The 14,713-nt window shown below is 71.0% G+C and carries 15 protein-coding genes; 4 read left to right on the forward strand and 11 right to left on the reverse strand.

Features of this window, described 5'->3' with window-relative positions; translation table 11 throughout:
• Window position 1 precedes the first annotated feature (1 nt).
• The 5 genes from ACR9E9_RS09380 to ACR9E9_RS09400 form a co-directional block, all read right to left on the reverse strand.
• On the reverse strand, window positions 2-1,222 hold the full coding sequence (locus ACR9E9_RS09380; protein WP_435198216.1) for an MBL fold metallo-hydrolase: 1,221 nt from the start codon (window positions 1,220-1,222) through the stop codon (window positions 2-4).
• Window positions 1,223-1,345: 123 nt separating this feature from the next.
• Entirely contained in the window at window positions 1,346-2,833 is a 1,488-nt protein-coding gene (locus ACR9E9_RS09385) for a sodium:solute symporter family protein (RefSeq protein WP_435198217.1), read from the reverse strand.
• A gap of 3 nt (window positions 2,834-2,836) precedes the next feature.
• Window positions 2,837-3,223: a RidA family protein gene (locus tag ACR9E9_RS09390; RefSeq protein WP_435198218.1), complete on the reverse strand. Its 387-nt coding sequence runs from the start codon at window positions 3,221-3,223 to the stop codon at window positions 2,837-2,839.
• Window positions 3,224-3,249: 26 nt separating this feature from the next.
• Entirely contained in the window at window positions 3,250-4,497 is a 1,248-nt protein-coding gene (locus ACR9E9_RS09395) for an alanine racemase (RefSeq protein ID WP_435198219.1), read from the reverse strand.
• Window positions 4,498-4,503: 6 nt separating this feature from the next.
• Window positions 4,504-5,781, reverse strand: a complete 1,278-nt coding sequence (locus ACR9E9_RS09400; RefSeq protein WP_435203621.1) for an amidohydrolase family protein — start codon at window positions 5,779-5,781, stop codon at window positions 4,504-4,506.
• A 127-nt stretch (window positions 5,782-5,908) separates the two neighbouring features.
• Between ACR9E9_RS09400 and ACR9E9_RS09405 the strand changes: the two genes are divergently transcribed.
• The 3 genes from ACR9E9_RS09405 to ACR9E9_RS09415 are packed head-to-tail and all read left to right on the forward strand — an operon-like array spanning window position 5,909 to window position 8,197.
• The gene (locus ACR9E9_RS09405; protein ID WP_435198220.1) at window positions 5,909-6,826 is read left to right on the forward strand and encodes a sugar kinase; all 918 of its coding nucleotides are present in this window, start codon (window positions 5,909-5,911) and stop codon (window positions 6,824-6,826) included.
• Between the two features lie 4 nt (window positions 6,827-6,830).
• Entirely contained in the window at window positions 6,831-7,577 is a 747-nt protein-coding gene (locus ACR9E9_RS09410) for an IclR family transcriptional regulator (protein WP_435198221.1), read from the forward strand.
• Window positions 7,574-8,197 (forward strand): bifunctional 4-hydroxy-2-oxoglutarate aldolase/2-dehydro-3-deoxy-phosphogluconate aldolase, encoded by a 624-nt coding sequence (locus ACR9E9_RS09415; protein WP_435198222.1) that lies wholly within the window; start codon window positions 7,574-7,576, stop codon window positions 8,195-8,197. The genes ACR9E9_RS09410 and ACR9E9_RS09415 overlap by 4 nt, the downstream gene beginning before the upstream one ends.
• A gap of 30 nt (window positions 8,198-8,227) precedes the next feature.
• Here ACR9E9_RS09415 and ACR9E9_RS09420 read toward each other — a convergent pair whose 3' ends face one another.
• From ACR9E9_RS09420 to ACR9E9_RS09430, 3 genes are all read right to left on the reverse strand, one after another.
• Window positions 8,228-8,614 carry a RidA family protein gene (locus tag ACR9E9_RS09420; protein WP_435198223.1) on the reverse strand — a complete coding sequence of 129 codons (387 nt, stop codon included), beginning with the start codon at window positions 8,612-8,614 and terminating at the stop codon, window positions 8,228-8,230.
• Between the two features lie 105 nt (window positions 8,615-8,719).
• The gene (locus ACR9E9_RS09425; RefSeq protein WP_435198224.1) at window positions 8,720-9,505 is read right to left on the reverse strand and encodes a DUF1295 domain-containing protein; all 786 of its coding nucleotides are present in this window, start codon (window positions 9,503-9,505) and stop codon (window positions 8,720-8,722) included.
• A complete protein-coding gene (locus ACR9E9_RS09430) occupies window positions 9,502-10,782 on the reverse strand; it encodes a class I SAM-dependent methyltransferase (protein WP_435198225.1) in 1,281 nt (426 codons plus the stop codon). Before ACR9E9_RS09430 ends, ACR9E9_RS09425 begins: the two co-directional genes overlap by 4 nt.
• 40 nt (window positions 10,783-10,822) lie before the next feature.
• Here ACR9E9_RS09430 and ACR9E9_RS09435 point away from each other — a divergent pair, with 40 nt between their 5' ends.
• Window positions 10,823-11,470 carry an alpha/beta hydrolase gene (locus tag ACR9E9_RS09435; protein ID WP_435198226.1) on the forward strand — a complete coding sequence of 216 codons (648 nt, stop codon included), beginning with the start codon at window positions 10,823-10,825 and terminating at the stop codon, window positions 11,468-11,470.
• A gap of 266 nt (window positions 11,471-11,736) precedes the next feature.
• On the opposite strand, the gene ACR9E9_RS09440 is transcribed toward ACR9E9_RS09435, so the two are convergent.
• Genes ACR9E9_RS09440 through ACR9E9_RS09450 form a run of 3 tightly spaced genes read right to left on the reverse strand, consistent with a single transcriptional unit; the run spans window position 11,737 to window position 14,698 of the window.
• Window positions 11,737-12,750: an ArsA family ATPase gene (locus ACR9E9_RS09440; RefSeq protein WP_435203623.1), complete on the reverse strand. Its 1,014-nt coding sequence runs from the start codon at window positions 12,748-12,750 to the stop codon at window positions 11,737-11,739.
• The gene (locus tag ACR9E9_RS09445; protein ID WP_435198227.1) at window positions 12,741-12,998 is read right to left on the reverse strand and encodes a cory-CC-star protein; all 258 of its coding nucleotides are present in this window, start codon (window positions 12,996-12,998) and stop codon (window positions 12,741-12,743) included. Before ACR9E9_RS09445 ends, ACR9E9_RS09440 begins: the two co-directional genes overlap by 10 nt.
• The gene (locus ACR9E9_RS09450; RefSeq protein WP_435198228.1) at window positions 12,995-14,698 is read right to left on the reverse strand and encodes a carbon starvation CstA family protein; all 1,704 of its coding nucleotides are present in this window, start codon (window positions 14,696-14,698) and stop codon (window positions 12,995-12,997) included. Before ACR9E9_RS09450 ends, ACR9E9_RS09445 begins: the two co-directional genes overlap by 4 nt.
• Window positions 14,699-14,713: the final 15 nt, after the last annotated feature.

Raw genomic sequence — 14,713 nt, forward strand, 5'->3', positions numbered from 1 at the left:
GTCAGCCGCGCCCGTTCCCGCGACGACCCTTCAGCGAGAAGCGGTCGAGGTCCTCGCCGATGGTCACGCGGCCGCGGTAGCCCTTGCGTGCGTCCCGGCGCCACTTGTGGGTGTCGACCTTCTCCGCGCCCATGTCCGCGTAGTGGGAGACGACGAGGTGCTTCGCCTCCGCCTCCTGGGCGATCGGCCCGAGCTCGTCGATGAGCACGTGCGACTGGAGCATGTGGTCGAGCGAGGCCTCGCCCAGACCGGCGCCGTCGACACCGATGGCCTCGTGGACGAGCAGGTCGGTGCGGTGCGCCATCTCGACGAGGTTGCTCGAGTACCGGGTGTCACCGGAGAAGGTGACCGACCCGTACTCGGTGTCGAAGCGGAAGGCGTAGGCCGGGAACACCGGGCCGTGTGGAACGAGGGTGGCATACACCTCGACCGTGTCGTCACGGAAGATCCGGAAGGGCTTCATGCGCGGCGCGGTCTGCTCGAAGGTGGCGTTGGTCCCGGACGGCAGGGCGATCTCGTGGACGTCCATGAGGGTTCGGATGTCGGCCACGTCCATGTCCCGCAGGAAGATGTTCATGCTGTACGCGTAGGCCGCGTGCAGCGACGCGGTCATCTGCGCCGTCCCGGGTGCCGGGTCGGCCGGGTTGACCGTCGGGGACTCACCGCCGCCGAACTTCGGGGGCAGGCCGCCGGCGGCACCCGGCCCGTGGACGGGGACGGCCCGCTCGATGTGGTCACCGTTCTGGTTCTTGATGTGACCGCCGAGCATGAAGAAGTTGTAGTAGTCGGCGATGTGGTCGGCGTGCAGGTGGGTGAGGAAGATCCCGGCGATGGAGTCGAACCGCAGGCCGGCATCGGCGAACTGCGTGACCGACGAGCGACCGCAGTCGACGACGTAGGTGCGACCGTCCACGACGAGGGCGCTGGAGGCACCCACCTGGTGCAGGTCGACCGGCGGTCCGGCCCGGGTCCCCAGGAGGACGAGCTCGGCGCCGCGCTGGGGGCCGCGCCCTTTCGGCTGGTCGGGGCGACCACCGGCCACGGCGAGCTGCGGGGTCATGGCGAGACCGGAGGCCGCGCCGATCCCGGCCATGATCGAGCGGCGGGAGAGGCGCAGACCGCTGCGGGCCTCGTCGACGGCCTCGTCGCGCTCGCTGCGCACCGGCTCGTGGGGGAGGTGGTCGCACAGGCACTCGGGTCCGTGCTCGCTGTGGTCAGACATGTGAGCTCCTTTGGTCAACGCTGTCGCCGTCAACGTAGGGCGCCCATGGCGAAGGAGCGGCTGCGTTCCCGTGTCGGGAACGCAGCCGCGTCGTCATCTGTCCTTCACCTCGCCGGAGGCGGCTCAGTCGTCCGAGCCGACCGAGACGACGGTCCCGACGTCGATCTGGGAGCGCTCCTGCGCCAGGAGGGCGAGGGCCTCCTCGTCGCTGACCCGCGTGGGTGGCGTGATCAGGCTGACGAGCACACCGATGATCGTGGCGGTGACCAGGGACGGGATGACCGGGTTGCCCCAGAAGTCGATCCACGCGGGGATCGCCTGCACGAGCAGGGCGACCGCGGAGCCGCCGATGATGGCCGCCATGCCTCCCTGCCACGTGGCCCGCTGCCAGAAGCGGCCCATGATCGAGGCCACGAGCAGACCCGTGAGGATCGTCGAGATCATCATCGTGATGTAGTCGATGATGGTCGTCGCGACCAACGCCCCGAGGAGGGCGAAGACGAGGACGCCGATCAGCCCGATCCGCGAGTAGGCGACCATCTTCGCCTTCTCCGGCATCCGACCCGTGCACATCTGGTAGATGTCCCGGAGCAGGATCGTCACCGCGGTGACGGCATCGGAGTCGCCCGAGGACATCGTCGCGGACAGGCCGGCGACGAGCAGGAAGGCGCCCACGGCGAGCGGGAAGACCTCGGTCGCCAGGTACGGGAAGGCCATGTCCGAGGACTCGAGGTTCGGGTTGAGGGAGTGCGCCGCCATCCCGACGATCGCCGGCATGACCGAGAAGAGCGCGAAGAGTCCGGCGACCCACATGAAGCTGCGGCGCACGACTCCCGTGTTGGCCGCCGAGTAGATGCGCTGCCGGTAGGACGGCGTGGCGAGCACCCCCACGGCGATGACCACGGCCAGCGAGACCGCGGGCACCGGACCGAGGGACCGCACGCCGAGGAACTCCATCGCCTGACCACCGTTCTGCGCGCTCAGGCCGGCGGGACCGCCGACCTTGACGATCGCCAGGACGGCGAGGGTGATGAAGCCGAGGAAGAGCAGCGTGCCCTGGATGGCATCCGTGATGACCACCGCCAGGTATCCGCCGATGACCGTGTAGATGCCGAAGCCGAGCGCGACGATCACCTTCGCCCAGGACGGGTCGATCCCGGTGAGGTAGGTCAGGTAGAGGGCTCCGCCCATGATGTGCGCACCGAGCCAGCCGACACTGGCCAGGAGCAGCACGACCGCGACGAGGCCCTTCACCTTGCGATCCGCCCCGTAGTAGAAGCTGACCTCCTCGGAGTAGGTCATGAATCCGTACTGGCGCACATCGGCGAAGAGCACCAGGAGCAGGAGGACGCCGAGGGCGCCGCCGATGCCGTAGAGAGCTCCGGCCCAGCCGTTCTCATAGGCGAACCCGACGGCGCCGAGACTGGACCCGGTGCCCACCAGCGTCGCCAGCGTGGTGGCCAGCAGCAAGGGTGTGCTCAGCCCACGCCCGGCCATGAGGAAGTCCTCGCCCGTCGTGTTGCGTCGGGAGACGAGGACGCCGACGACGATCATCACCGCGACGAATCCGACGAACACCGCCAGGTAGATCGGGTGCGGGTCGACCTCCACGGGTCAGCCCTCGCTCAGGGGTGCGTAGAGGACCGCGTCGACCTCGATCTCGAAGCCGGGCAGGTCCGCCTGCAGCGTCGTGCGGGCGGTGGTGCCCTCACCGAGGTACTCCGAGTACAGGGAGTTCATCTGCTGGAAGTTGTCCAGGGTGCGCAGGTACACGCCGACCCGGACCGCGTCGCCGAGGGAGGCATCGGCCGCCTCGGCGACGATCTTGAGGTTGTCGAAGGTCGCCCGGGCCTGGGCGACGAAGTCACCCTCGACGCGTGTCCCGTCCGGTCGGTTCGGGGTGGCACCGGCGAGGTAGACGAAGTCCCCGGCACGGACCGCGTGCGTGTAGGGGCCACCGGGCTTGCCGGCCTCGTCGCAGAAGATGGGCTGCTTGCTCATGGTCAGTACTCCTTGGAGAGAGGGGATCAGAAGAGGGTGACGAGGGCGTCGATGACGTGGTCCTCGTCGTCGACGAGCGGGATGAGGTCCCACTTGTCGAAGGTCGTGCACGGGTGGGACAGGCCCAGCTCGACGACGTCGCCGACCTGCAGCGAGGACTGCGGGTCGTCGATGAAGAGATGGTGGTCGTTGAGCTCGAGGACGGTCAGTCCGTCGAGCTGCTCCCACGGGCCGCCGGGTCGTCGCACCCGCAGGAGCACGGGCAGGTCGACGTCCACGGCGACGTCGCGCTTGCCGATCGTCGCCAGTGCCCGTCCGGGCTCGGGGGCCGAGTGGACACGGGCGTAGGCCGTGAGGGCGGGCACGAGCGGGTCGGACGTCGCACCGGAGCGAAGGGGGGAGCTGCGCTCGTAGGACTGGTGGTCGTGGGTGATCACGCAACCGGAGCGGATGATCCGGCGGACCGGACGGCTGAGGTCGCCGACGGCGTGGAGAGCATCGCTGGCCAGGTCGGGGAAGGCGCTGCCCCCGGCGGTGACGATGATCTCCTCACCGTCGAAGAGGCCCTCCGCGTCGGCGCTCCGGGCGAGCTCGCCCAGCTGCGTCAGCCACACCGTGACCGCCTCCACGGCGCCCTCGTCGCGGCCCTGGGGCAGGACGCCCTCGTAGCCCTCGACACCGGTCAGCTCCAGACCGGTGCTCGCGTGCACCAGGCGTGCCAGCTCGAGGGCCTCGGCCACGGTGCGCGCTCCGGTCCGACGACCGGGGACGCCGATCTCGACGAGGACCGGGATCCTCGTGCCCGCCTCCTGCGCGGCCTGCTCCAGGACCCGCGCTCCGGCCTCGCTGTCGACGAGGACGAGGCAGGTTCGCTCCGGCTCGAGGGCCACGCGCGCCAACCACTGCGCCTGGCTCGGGTCGACCACCTCGTTGGCGATGATGATCCGCTCGACGCCGAAGGCGTACATGGTGCGGGCCTGGGCCACGGTCGCGGCGGTGAGGCCCCACGCGCCGTGCTCGAGCTGGCGCTGCCACAGCTGCGGCGCCATGGAGGTCTTCCCGTGCGGGGCGTGGTCGACGTCGCGCTCGCGACACCACGAGGCGAAGCGCGTCAGGTTGTGGGCGATGGTCGACTCCCGGGCGACCACGGTGGGCAGCCACAGGTCGTCGAGGGCATGGCCCGCGCCACGCACCTCCTCGACGGAGACGGGTGTGGTGGGGAAGTTGCGGGCGTCGATGCGTTCGCGCGTGAGCTCTTCGAGGCTCGTGCTCATGTCAGGTCACTCCTTGTCGGTGGCCCCGCGGCCGGTGGCACGGGGGTAGGGCTCGGGGAAGTCGGTGGCGGCGTGCAGACGCGGGGTGGTGCTCTGCCGCAGCTCGGTGAAGGTCTCGTGCTCGGCGGTGCGCTGGGCTGGCGAGCGGGGCACCCAGGGTGCGGAGCGGGCGGGGGCCTTCTCCGTCAGCGGTGCCCCTGCCGCGAGGGTGAGCACGTTGCGCAGGCGGGCCGGGCTCGTGCGCTGCTGGCGGTGGACGTCGACGACCGGGTGGTCCTCGGCGGTGACGTCGAAGATCGCGATGTCGGCCCGCGCGCCGACCCCGAGGGTGCCGGCCGCGAGGCCGAGGGATTGCGCCGGGGCGATGGTTGCCGCACGCACGACCTCCTCGAGAGTCCACCCGACGGCGAGCATCTTCTCCATCACCGTCGGCATGTCGAAGGCCGGACCGTGCGCGGACACCGCGTGCAGGTCGGTGGAGATCGTGGGACGGATCCCGGCCGCCAGCTCTGCCTCGAGCACCTCGAAGTCCAGGGCGCCCGACCCGTGCCCGAGGTCGAAGCGCACGCCGCGCTGGGCGGCCTCGAGCACGACCGGGTTGACCCGGCCGTCGCGCAGCAGGTCGTCCGGGCTGCCGGAGGCGCAGTGGGTGAGCAGGTCTCCCTCGCGCAGCAGGGGGAGGATCTCGGTGATGGTCGGTGGCCCGTACCCGACGTGCACCATGAGCGGCCGCCCGAGACGCTCGGCGAGGTCGAGGCCCCGGCGCAGCGGCTCGATGCCGTGGTCACCGACGGTCCGCCGGTCGATGCGGGCCTTGACGCCGCTGACGAAGTCGCCGTGCGCTGCCGCGACCCGGTGGGCCAGGTCCACGTCGAGGTTGGCCAGGTCGTGGTGCTCCCCGGTCTCGCCGGGGATGCCGATGCTGGAGACATTGATCAGCGCCGTGATGGTCAGCTCCGTGGGCCGGGTCAGGGCCCGCAGGCCCGAGAGGCCGAAGGCACCGACGGACCCGGCATCGACCCAGGTCGTGACACCGGTGCGCCAGGCGAGGGTCTCGGGGTCGAGTCCCCAGTAGCCGGTCCCGGGGGAGAGGTGGGCGTGGATGTCGACCAGTCCGGGCACGACGAGCAGGCCGGTGGCGTCGACCGTCTCCGCCGCGGACCGCTCATCGAGGGTGTCCGCGATCTCGACGATGCGTCCCCGGTGCACGGCGAGGTCGGCGACACCATCCCGGTCGTCTGCCGGGTCGAGGAGGCGCCCGCCCTTGACGAGGAGGTCCCACATCACGAACTCCCATGTTTGTGTTGCGAATGCTGCAACATGTGTTGCAAATGACGAAACACAGGTTTAGCATCGAGCCTCGAGACGCGTCAAGAGCGGATCGGCCGACGGCTGGTGAAGGAGTGGACAGATGCCCGAAGGGAAAGTCGACGTGGCGTGCGTCGGCGAGACCATGCTGCTGCTGGTCCCGGACCCGCCGGCCGCCCCGGACGACGCGGAGCGCTTCCGTCGCGACATCGGCGGCGCCGAGTCGAATGTCGCGATCGGCCTGCGACGGCTCGGCGCGTCCACGTCCTGGCACAGCGCGCTGGGCGACGACGCCTTCGGTGACTACGTCCTCTCCCGGATCGCCGGCGAAGGGGTCTCCTGCGTCGTGCGCCGGGACCCTGACCGCGTGACCGGCCTGTACGTGAAGGAGCTGCGCGGCCCGACGACGACGGTGCGCTACTACCGCGGCAGCTCAGCTGCCTCCCGGCTCGTCGCCGGCGACATCGAGCGCGTCGTGGAGCAGCGACCCAGGCTGGTGCACACGAGCGGGATCACCCCTTCGCTCTCCCCACAGAACCGTGAGGTGATCGAGCAGCTCTGGCGCACCGCCCCGGAGGGGACCCGGCTGAGCCTGGACGTGAACTTCCGGCCGGCCATCCATGACTCCGACGCGGCGCCGATGCTCCTCGACCTGGCCAACCGGGCCGATCTCGTCTTCTGTGGCCAGGACGAGGCAGAGTCCCTGTGGGGCCTGTCCTCACCCGAGCAGGTCCGAGAGGCGATCCACGGCCCCGGGACGCTCGTCGTCAAGCAGGGGGCCCGGGGTGCGGTGACCTTCGGGGCCGACGGACGGACCTTCCACCCGGCGCCCACGATCACGGTGGTCGAGCCGGTCGGCGCGGGCGACGCCTTCGCCGCCGGATTCATCCGCGAGCACGTCCGCGGTGGCAGCGACGCGGAGGCGCTCGCGCTCGGGACCCGGCTCGCCGGTGCGGCCCTGTCGGTGCACGGCGACCTGCCCGAGACCGCGGCGTTCACCCTCGGCGAGCAGGGACACTGAGGCCATGACGACGAGTGTGGAGAAGGCCCTGGAGATGATCACCCTGCTGGCGGAGGGGCCCATGTCGGCGAGCGAGGTCGCGCGACGGCTGGACACCCACCGCAGCACCGTCTCTCGGCTGAGCCGGACCCTGGAGGACTTCCGTTTCGTGCGCCGTGACGCGGACGGCTCCCTTCGCCTGGGGTCCTTCCTGGCCACGCTCCCGGCCAACGACCTGCACCGGCAGGAGCTGGTCGAGGTCGCACGGCCCCACCTGGAGAGGTTGGGGGAGCGCTTCGGTCACACCGTGCACCTGGCCGGCCTGGAGGGTGGCGACGTCGTGTACTGGGACAAGGTCGAGTCGCGGCAGGTGTTGCGCATGTACTCGACCATCGGCGCCGTCGCACCCGCGCACGCCACCGGCGTGGGCAAGGCGATCCTCGCGCACCTGCCCCCGTCGCGTCGTGAGCGCGTGCTCGGGCCCGGGGAGCTGCACCCCTTCACGGACCACACCCTGACCGAGCGCGGGGCCCTCGACGCCCGGCTGGCCGACATCGCCGACCATGGGTGGTCGCTGGACGCAGCGGAGCACGAGGACTTCATCCACTGTGTCGCCGCACCCGTCCTCGGGGTCGGTGGCACTGCCGTCGCGGCCGTGTCGGTGACGGCCCCCCAGGTACTTGTCAGCCGGGAGGACCTCGTGGCGATGGTGCCCGACCTGCTCGAGGTCACGACCCGGATCAGTCACGAGATCGGAGACACCACACGATGAACCACGAGGACTTCTTCAGGACCCAGCTGGCCGAGCTGCCGGTCATCGCGATCCTGCGTGGCCTCACGCCCGGGGACGCGGTGTCGCAGGCCGGCGCGGCGTGGGACCGGGGTGTGCGTCTGGTCGAGGTGACCCTGCAGGACGAGGGTGGGTATGCCGCCCTCGCGGCGGTCGTCGCGGCCGCCCCCGAGGGGTACTTCGTCGGGGCCGGCACGGTGACGAGCGTTGACCAGCTGCGCCGCGCCCGGGAGCACGGCGCCCGGTTCGGGATCGCACCCGGGCTCGACGCGGAGACCGTCGCCGGCGCGCTGGACGGCGAAGGGGAGGACACCCCCTTCCTGCCCGGCGTCGCGACCGCGTCCGAGGTGCAGACCGCGCAGCGCCTCGGCGCCCGGATGGTCAAGGCCTTCCCGGCCTCGCTGCTCACGCCGCAGTGGTTCACCGCGATGGCCGCGCCCTTCCCGCGGATGGGGTTCATCGCCACGGGTGGTGTGTCGGCGGACAACGCGGGGGACTTCCTGGCGGCCGGTGCCGTGGGCGTCGCGGTGAGCGCGACGCCCGGCAGCGAGCGACTCGCCCGCGTCTGCGAGGCGCTGCCCTCGGGGGCCCGTCGTCACTGACCCGCTCGGGTGCGGGCCGACCCCGTCGGCTCAGCCCTCGTGGGAGGGCGTGTAGAGGACCGCGTCGATCTCGATCTCGAAGCCGGGCAGGTCCGCCTGCAGTGTCGTGCGGGCGGTGGTGCGGTCACCGAGGTACTCCGAGTACAGGGCGTTCATCTGCTGGAAGTTGTCCATGCTCCGCAGGTACACGCCGACCCGGACCGCGTCGTCGAGGGAGGCGTCGGCCGCCTCGGCGACGGTCTTGAGGTTGTCGAAGGTCGCCCGGGCCTGGGCGACGAAGTCACCCTCGACGGGGGTGCCATCCGCTCGCTTGGGGGTGGCACCGGACAGGTAGACGAAGTCCCCGGCACGCACCGCGTGCGTGAAGGGGCCACCGGGCTTGTTGACGTCGTCGCAGAAGATGGGCTGCTTGCTCATGGTCAAGGACTCCTGGAAGAGGATCGGGGGACGAGGAGAGGATATCGAGCCCCGGCCCCTCGGACCTCGCCAACACCCCCTTCGCCCGGGGTCTCCTGACGGCTGCTAGGAGCGCTTGGGCGGGAGCGGGAAGAACATCGACGTGCGCTCCATGTACTCCGGGTACCCGGGACGCTTCGCCATGTCCCGCTCGAGCAGGCGCGCTCCGGTGGCGAAGGCGAGGAAGTAGGTCATCGCCACCGGCGAGAGCACGGTGAGCACGCCGGGCCAGGCCTCGGCCGCGATGATCCACAGGCCCCACCACATGCACGCGTCGCCGAAGTAGTTCGGGTGACGTGTCCACGCCCACAGGCCACGGTCCATGACCTTGCCCTTGTTCGCCGGGTCGGCCTTGAAGGCCTTGAGCTGGGCGTCGCCGAGCGTCTCGAAGACCAGTCCGACCAACCAGACGAGGCCACCCAGGGCGGCGACGAGCCCCAGGGGCCGGTCCGTCGCAGCGGCCACCATCAGCGGGAGCGCGATGAACCAGGCCGCGCCCCCCTGGACCGCGAAGACCTTGCGCGCCGCGAGCGCCAACCGCCCACCGATCGGGCCGTCACCGAGCATCTCCTCGTACCTCGGGTCCTCCTGGTCGGCGCGGGCGAACCGGCTGCCGGTGTGCCAGGCCAGCCGCCCGCCCCACACCGTCACGAGCACCGCGAGCAGCCACGAGCGGGCACTGGCATCGCCGACCGCGAGGGCCGTCCACGCGATCGCCACGAAGAGCAGTCCCCACGTGACGTCGACGATCGCGATCCGCTCCGTGCGCCAGGCGGCGAGCGCGGTCAGGGCCATCGCGACGACGACGACCACGAGGCCGGCGAGGGCGACGACGAGCAGGGTGTCGATCATCCGTGGCTCCGTCCGGGCAAGGTCTCATCGGGTCGGCGCGTGAGGATCTGGTCGACCCCCATCCGGCCGTCACGGAAGGCCTGGCGTCCGCCGACGAGGTAGAGCCGCCACACCCGCACGACCTCCTCACCGACGAGCGCGGTCAGCTCGTCGAGATGCTGCTCGAAGGTGGCCAGCCACGCGTCGACGGTCCACACGTAGTGCTCCCGCATGGCGCGGACGTCCCGCACCTCCAGGCCGCCGGACTCGAAGAGCTCGACGGTCTCCCCGAGGGGACGCATGTGCATGTCCGGGGCGATGAAGGCCTCGATGAAGGGTCCGCCCCCGGGGTGGGCGCCTCGCCGGGACATCTGCTGCACGAGCACGTGACCACCGGGCCGGACCCGGCTGCGCAGCGTCTGGACGTAGGTGGGGTAGTTGGCCTGGCCGACGTGCTCACCCATCTCGATCGAGCCGACCGCGTCGAACTGCCCGCTGACCTCGCGGTAGTCCCGCAGCTCGATGCTCACCTGGTCACCGAGCCCGCGGGCGCGCACCCGCTCGTCGATGTAGGCCTTCTGCTCCGCGGCGATCGTCACTCCGGTGACCTGCGCCCCGTAGTACTCGGCCGCGTGCAGGCTGAGCGAGCCCCAACCGCAGCCGACGTCGAGGAATCGGTCACCCTCCTTCAGCTGCAGGGCACGGCAGACGAGGTCGAGCTTCGCGCGCTGCGCCTCGATGAGCGGCCGTCGCGGGTCCAGCTCGTCGCCCTCACCGAACCACGCACTGGAGTAGGCCATCGTCGGGTCGAGCAGGAGCGCGTAGAAGTCGTTGGAGAGGTCGTAGTGGTGGCTGATCGCCGACCGGTCCCGCCGCAGCGTGTGCCGCCGGCCGCGCAGCTGGGCCTGGCTGGCAGGTGGCGACGGGGGAGCGGCGAGCAGTCCGAGGTCCTTGGCCAGGCTGACGAGGGTGGGCAGCGAGCGCAGGGCCGCGACGGTGGGCAGACCCGAGAGGCCGCGGCGGGTGAACTCCGCCCGGACCACGTCGAGAAGGGAGCCGACGTCGCCCTCGATCTCCAGCTCGCCGGTGACGTAGGCCTGGGCGGCGCCGAGCTCGCCCGGCGAGCGCAGCAGCCGGCGCAGGGCATCGGGGGAGGTCAACCGCACCCGTGGGCCGTCCGTGGGGCCGGCCTGTGACCCGTCCCACGCGGTCAGGTGCACCGGCAGTGCGCCCTTGATCAGGGGGCGAAGGGAGTCCTCCAACCGGGAGGCGATCGGCGTGCGCTGCGCTGTGTCCATGTGGCCACTGTGCTACATCCGCCGTGACAAACTCACATGCGTGGCGATCTCGAGCGAATCCCAGGACCTGATGGCGGCGATCCGGCAGGGCCGGGTGCGGGTCGGTCCACGCACCCGGGCCCTGGCGCTCATCCTCCACGGGGGGCGGGCGGTGGACCCGCAGCCACATCGGGCCCGGGACGTCTCCTACTTGAGGATGCTGCCCTTCGCCCCGGCCGTCCGGCGGGCCTCGGGAGGCACGGTCGCCCCCGTGCTCGTGCACAACCGCCACGGTGGCTGGATCGCGCCCTCCGGCAGCGGACTGGTGCAGATCCGCGAGCTGGTGCGCCGGCTCGGCGACGAGCACCGTGTGCCCGTCGTGTTGCTGGGCCACTCCAGTGGTGGGTGGGCCGCGCTGCACGGTGGGGGCGAGGACACGGTCGCCGGCAGCGTGGCACTGGCGCCGTGGGTCGACGAGGGTGACCCCGTCGAGCACCTGCGGGAGAAGGTCGTGCGGGTCATCCACGGCGAGGCGGACTCGGTGTGCAGCCCGCAGCGGTCACGGGACTTCGTCGAGCGACTGCGGGCGGCCGGTGGCGACGCGACCTACCGCGGGGTGCCCGGCAGTGGCCACGCGCTCCTCGACCGCCCCTGGCGGTGGCACGACCTCGCCGCCACCGCCGTGATGGATGTCGTGGGAAGGGCGTAGCCGACCCGCCCTGCGTGGCGCGTTGACGAAGACCGGTTGGCTCCCTCCGGCCCTGGTGCACCGCACGCGCCAGGTGCGCCGCACGCGCCAGGTGCGCCGCACGCGCCAGGTGCGCCGCACGCGCCAGGTGCGCCGCACGCACCCTGGTGCGTGTCACGAACCGTGGTGCACCACATGCAGCAGGACCGGAGGCACCGCAGACCCGTGCTGCGTGCCCCGGTGGGCGGTGGCGAGAGGACCGGGGGGTGAGCGTGGGCCGGGCAGCGTCAGCCGGCCGGTGAGCCGAGGATGTCCGCGAAGTCGGCGACGGCGTCGGCCCCGACGATGTCCGCGCCGAGGAGCGGCAGCTGGACCAGCGGCACCTCGGGCAGCTCCCGGCGCAACTCGGTGAGGTGGCGTTCCTCCTGCTCGCGCCGGGCGTGGAGGAAGCCGCCGGCATCTTCGGGGGAGCGCTTGTTGACCACGAGCCCGGCCACGTCGACGCCGGTGCGTTCCAGCTGGGCGTGCAGCTCGAGCGTCTCCAGCACGGGCAGGCGCTCGGCCATGAGCACGATGAGGAAGGCGGTGCGCTCGGCGTCACGCAGCAGCGTGCGCAACCGCTCGAAGCGGGTGCGTCGGCGCTCGAGAACACGGCGGATCTCGTGGTCGCGCCGGGCTCGCCGATCTCCCGGGCGCTCCCGGTCGTCGTCCCCGAGGATCGTGACCCCCGGGTCGTCCCGGTCACCGCCGAGCCCGCGCAGCGCGGCCCCGAACTTCTCCGACTTCTCCTGACGCCGCAGCAGCCCCTCGGTCCACGCCGACATCGTCTCCGGCAGGGACATCAGCCGGCTGGTGTGACCGGAGGGCGCGGTGTCGAAGACGACGAGGTCGTATCTCCCTTCGGCGTCCTCGATCGTCTCGGCGACGCGCTCGAGCACGGCGGCCTCGTGGGTGCCCGGGGCGTCCCGGGCGAGGGAGAGGTGCTTGTCGATCTCGCCGGTCAGGTGCTCGGGCATGAGCTGTCGCATCGTCGCCCCCACCGCGGCCAGGTGCTCCTCGGTGGTGCGGGCGGGATCGATCTCGACGCCGTCCAGGCGTTCGGCGAGCGGGACGACCTGGTCACCGACCGGGCGGCCCCACAGGTGACCGAGGTTGTGCGCCGGGTCCGTGGACACCACGAGGGTGCGTCGTCCCCGTCGTGCCGCCGCCAGCGCCAGGGCGGAGGCGACACTGGTCTTGCCGACCCCGCCCTTGCCGCCGACGAAGAGCGCCTGCCGGCCGGCGACGACGTCTAGCAGCAGCACGAGAACTGGTCCAGCGGCGAGCGGTCCAGACCCATCCGGGTGTGCCAGTCGTGGACGCGCTCGTACATCACCGGCAGCAGCTCGATGGTGTAGTAGCTGGCCGGGTTGGGCATGCCAAGGGCCTCCGAGAGCACGAGCATCATGAACAGGTCGTCCTCCTCCTGTCGCGCTCGCGCGAAGGTCCGGCGGTAGGGCGCGTAGTAGAACTCCTTGAGTCCGCCGGACAGCTGCTGCAGGAAACTCATGGGGTCCGGCCCGAGGCCTCGGCGCGCTCGGCCTCCTCCTCCTCGGAGCCCTCACCCAGCCGAGCCCGGTTCATCGCCCCGACGGTCTCGATGATGACCCACACGGCCGCGACGAGGATGACGAGGTCGAGGGCGAACAGGAACCAGTTGCCGTCCCGGTAGAAGGTGCCGAGCTGGACGAAGAGGGCGTAGACCGTCATCACCAGGACGAAGACCATGGGCAGCACGACCGGGATGATGGTGCGCTTCTTGCGCAGCAGCATCACCGCGACGATGCCCAGGGTCAGCCCGGCCATGAGCTGGTTGGTCGTACCGAAGAGCGGCCAGATGAGCATGCCGCCGGACCCGTCCGCACCGGCGCCGAAGGTCAGGGCCAGGGCGACCACGACGACGATGATGGTGGCCACGCCCTTGCCCAGGCGCATGCCCATGATGTCGCCGGCCTCCTGCACGACGAAGCGCTGCAGGCGAACCCCGGTGTCCATGGTGGTCGCGGCGAAGAGGACCGCCATCGTCGCCAGCACGGTGGTGCTCAGCGAGGCCGGCAGGCCCAGCCCGGCGTTCATCAGCATCCCGCCACCGTCGACGAAGGCGGTGACGCCGCCGTCGTTGAACGCGGTGTAGACCGACTCCCAGTCCGCGAGGCTGCGGTAGCCGGCGGTCGTGGCGATGATCGCGCCGAGGGCGAGCAGACCCTCGCCGACCGCCCCGAAGTACCCGACGAAGCGCGCGTCGGTCTCCTTGTCCAGCTGCTTGGAGCTCGTGCCGGAGGCGACCATGCCGTGGAAGCCGGAGATCGCACCGCAGGCGATGGTGACGAAGAGCAGCGGCACGAGGCTCGGCGTGCCCTCGGGCACGTCGGAGTTGAAGGCCGGGGCGACCATGTCACGGCCAGCGAGCAGCACCGAGCCGTAGAGCAGGCCCAGGCCGACGAAGAGCTGCAGCCCGTTGATGTAGTCGCGCGGCTGGAGCAGCAGCCAGACCGGCAGGACCGAGGCGATCGCCGCGTAGACGAAGAGGAGGACGATCCACACGGCGTTGGCCGGCATGCCCAGGACCGACTCCGGCAGGGACACCGGGAACTGGTTCCCGAGGAGGATCAGGGCGTAGAGGGAGACGACACCGACGACCGAGACCATCGCGAGGTTCCACTTCAGGCGGTACATCGCCTGACCGATGAGCAGCGCCACGATGATCGCGCCCCACGTGGGGATGACGGCGGTCGGGGTGCTCACCAGCAGGCCGGAGATGACCACCGCGAAGGCGGCGTTGACCATGAGCAGCACCAGGAAGATCACGACGAGGAAGAGATTGGCGCCCCGCGCGCCGATGTAGCGCCCGGAGAGGGCGCCCATCGACTTGCCCCGGTTGCGCACCGACGCCCACAACGCGCCCATGTCGTGCATGCCGGCGAAGAAGACGGTGCCGATGGTGACCCAGAGGAAGGCGGGCAGCCAGCCCCAGATCACCGCGACCGCCGGGCCGACGATGGGCGCCGCGCCCGCGACGGAGGTGAAGTGGTGGCCCCACAGCACGTACTTGTTCGTCGGGACGTAGTCGACCCCGTCGGTCAGCTCGTGCGAGGGCGTGGCGAAGTTGGGCTCGAGCCGGTAGATCCGGGTGGCCAGGTACTTCGAGTACAGCGCGTAGCCGGCGAGGATCATGGCGACGCCGATGACGGCGAGAAGGACCGAGTTCATCATTGACTCCGATGC

Origin of the sequence: Janibacter sp. GS2, assembly GCF_051200835.1 — a bacterium.
GTDB lineage: Bacteria > Actinomycetota > Actinomycetes > Actinomycetales > Dermatophilaceae > Janibacter.

Coding starts and splice junctions, on each gene's coding strand:
- ACR9E9_RS09415 (WP_435198222.1), top strand. CDS start 7,574: ATGAACCACGAGGACTTCTTCAGGACCCAGCTGGCCGAGCTGCCGGTC.
- ACR9E9_RS09390 (WP_435198218.1), bottom strand. CDS start 3,223: ATGAGCAAGCAGCCCATCTTCTGCGACGAGGCCGGCAAGCCCGGTGGC.
- ACR9E9_RS09410 (WP_435198221.1), top strand. CDS start 6,831: ATGACGACGAGTGTGGAGAAGGCCCTGGAGATGATCACCCTGCTGGCG.
- ACR9E9_RS09420 (WP_435198223.1), bottom strand. CDS start 8,614: ATGAGCAAGCAGCCCATCTTCTGCGACGACGTCAACAAGCCCGGTGGC.
- ACR9E9_RS09395 (WP_435198219.1), bottom strand. CDS start 4,497: ATGAGCACGAGCCTCGAAGAGCTCACGCGCGAACGCATCGACGCCCGC.
- ACR9E9_RS09430 (WP_435198225.1), bottom strand. CDS start 10,782: ATGGACACAGCGCAGCGCACGCCGATCGCCTCCCGGTTGGAGGACTCC.
- ACR9E9_RS09400 (WP_435203621.1), bottom strand. CDS start 5,781: ATGTGGGACCTCCTCGTCAAGGGCGGGCGCCTCCTCGACCCGGCAGAC.
- ACR9E9_RS09380 (WP_435198216.1), bottom strand. CDS start 1,222: ATGTCTGACCACAGCGAGCACGGACCCGAGTGCCTGTGCGACCACCTC.
- ACR9E9_RS09425 (WP_435198224.1), bottom strand. CDS start 9,505: ATGATCGACACCCTGCTCGTCGTCGCCCTCGCCGGCCTCGTGGTCGTC.
- ACR9E9_RS09405 (WP_435198220.1), top strand. CDS start 5,909: ATGCCCGAAGGGAAAGTCGACGTGGCGTGCGTCGGCGAGACCATGCTG.
- ACR9E9_RS09445 (WP_435198227.1), bottom strand. CDS start 12,998: ATGAGTTTCCTGCAGCAGCTGTCCGGCGGACTCAAGGAGTTCTACTAC.
- ACR9E9_RS09450 (WP_435198228.1), bottom strand. CDS start 14,698: ATGAACTCGGTCCTTCTCGCCGTCATCGGCGTCGCCATGATCCTCGCC.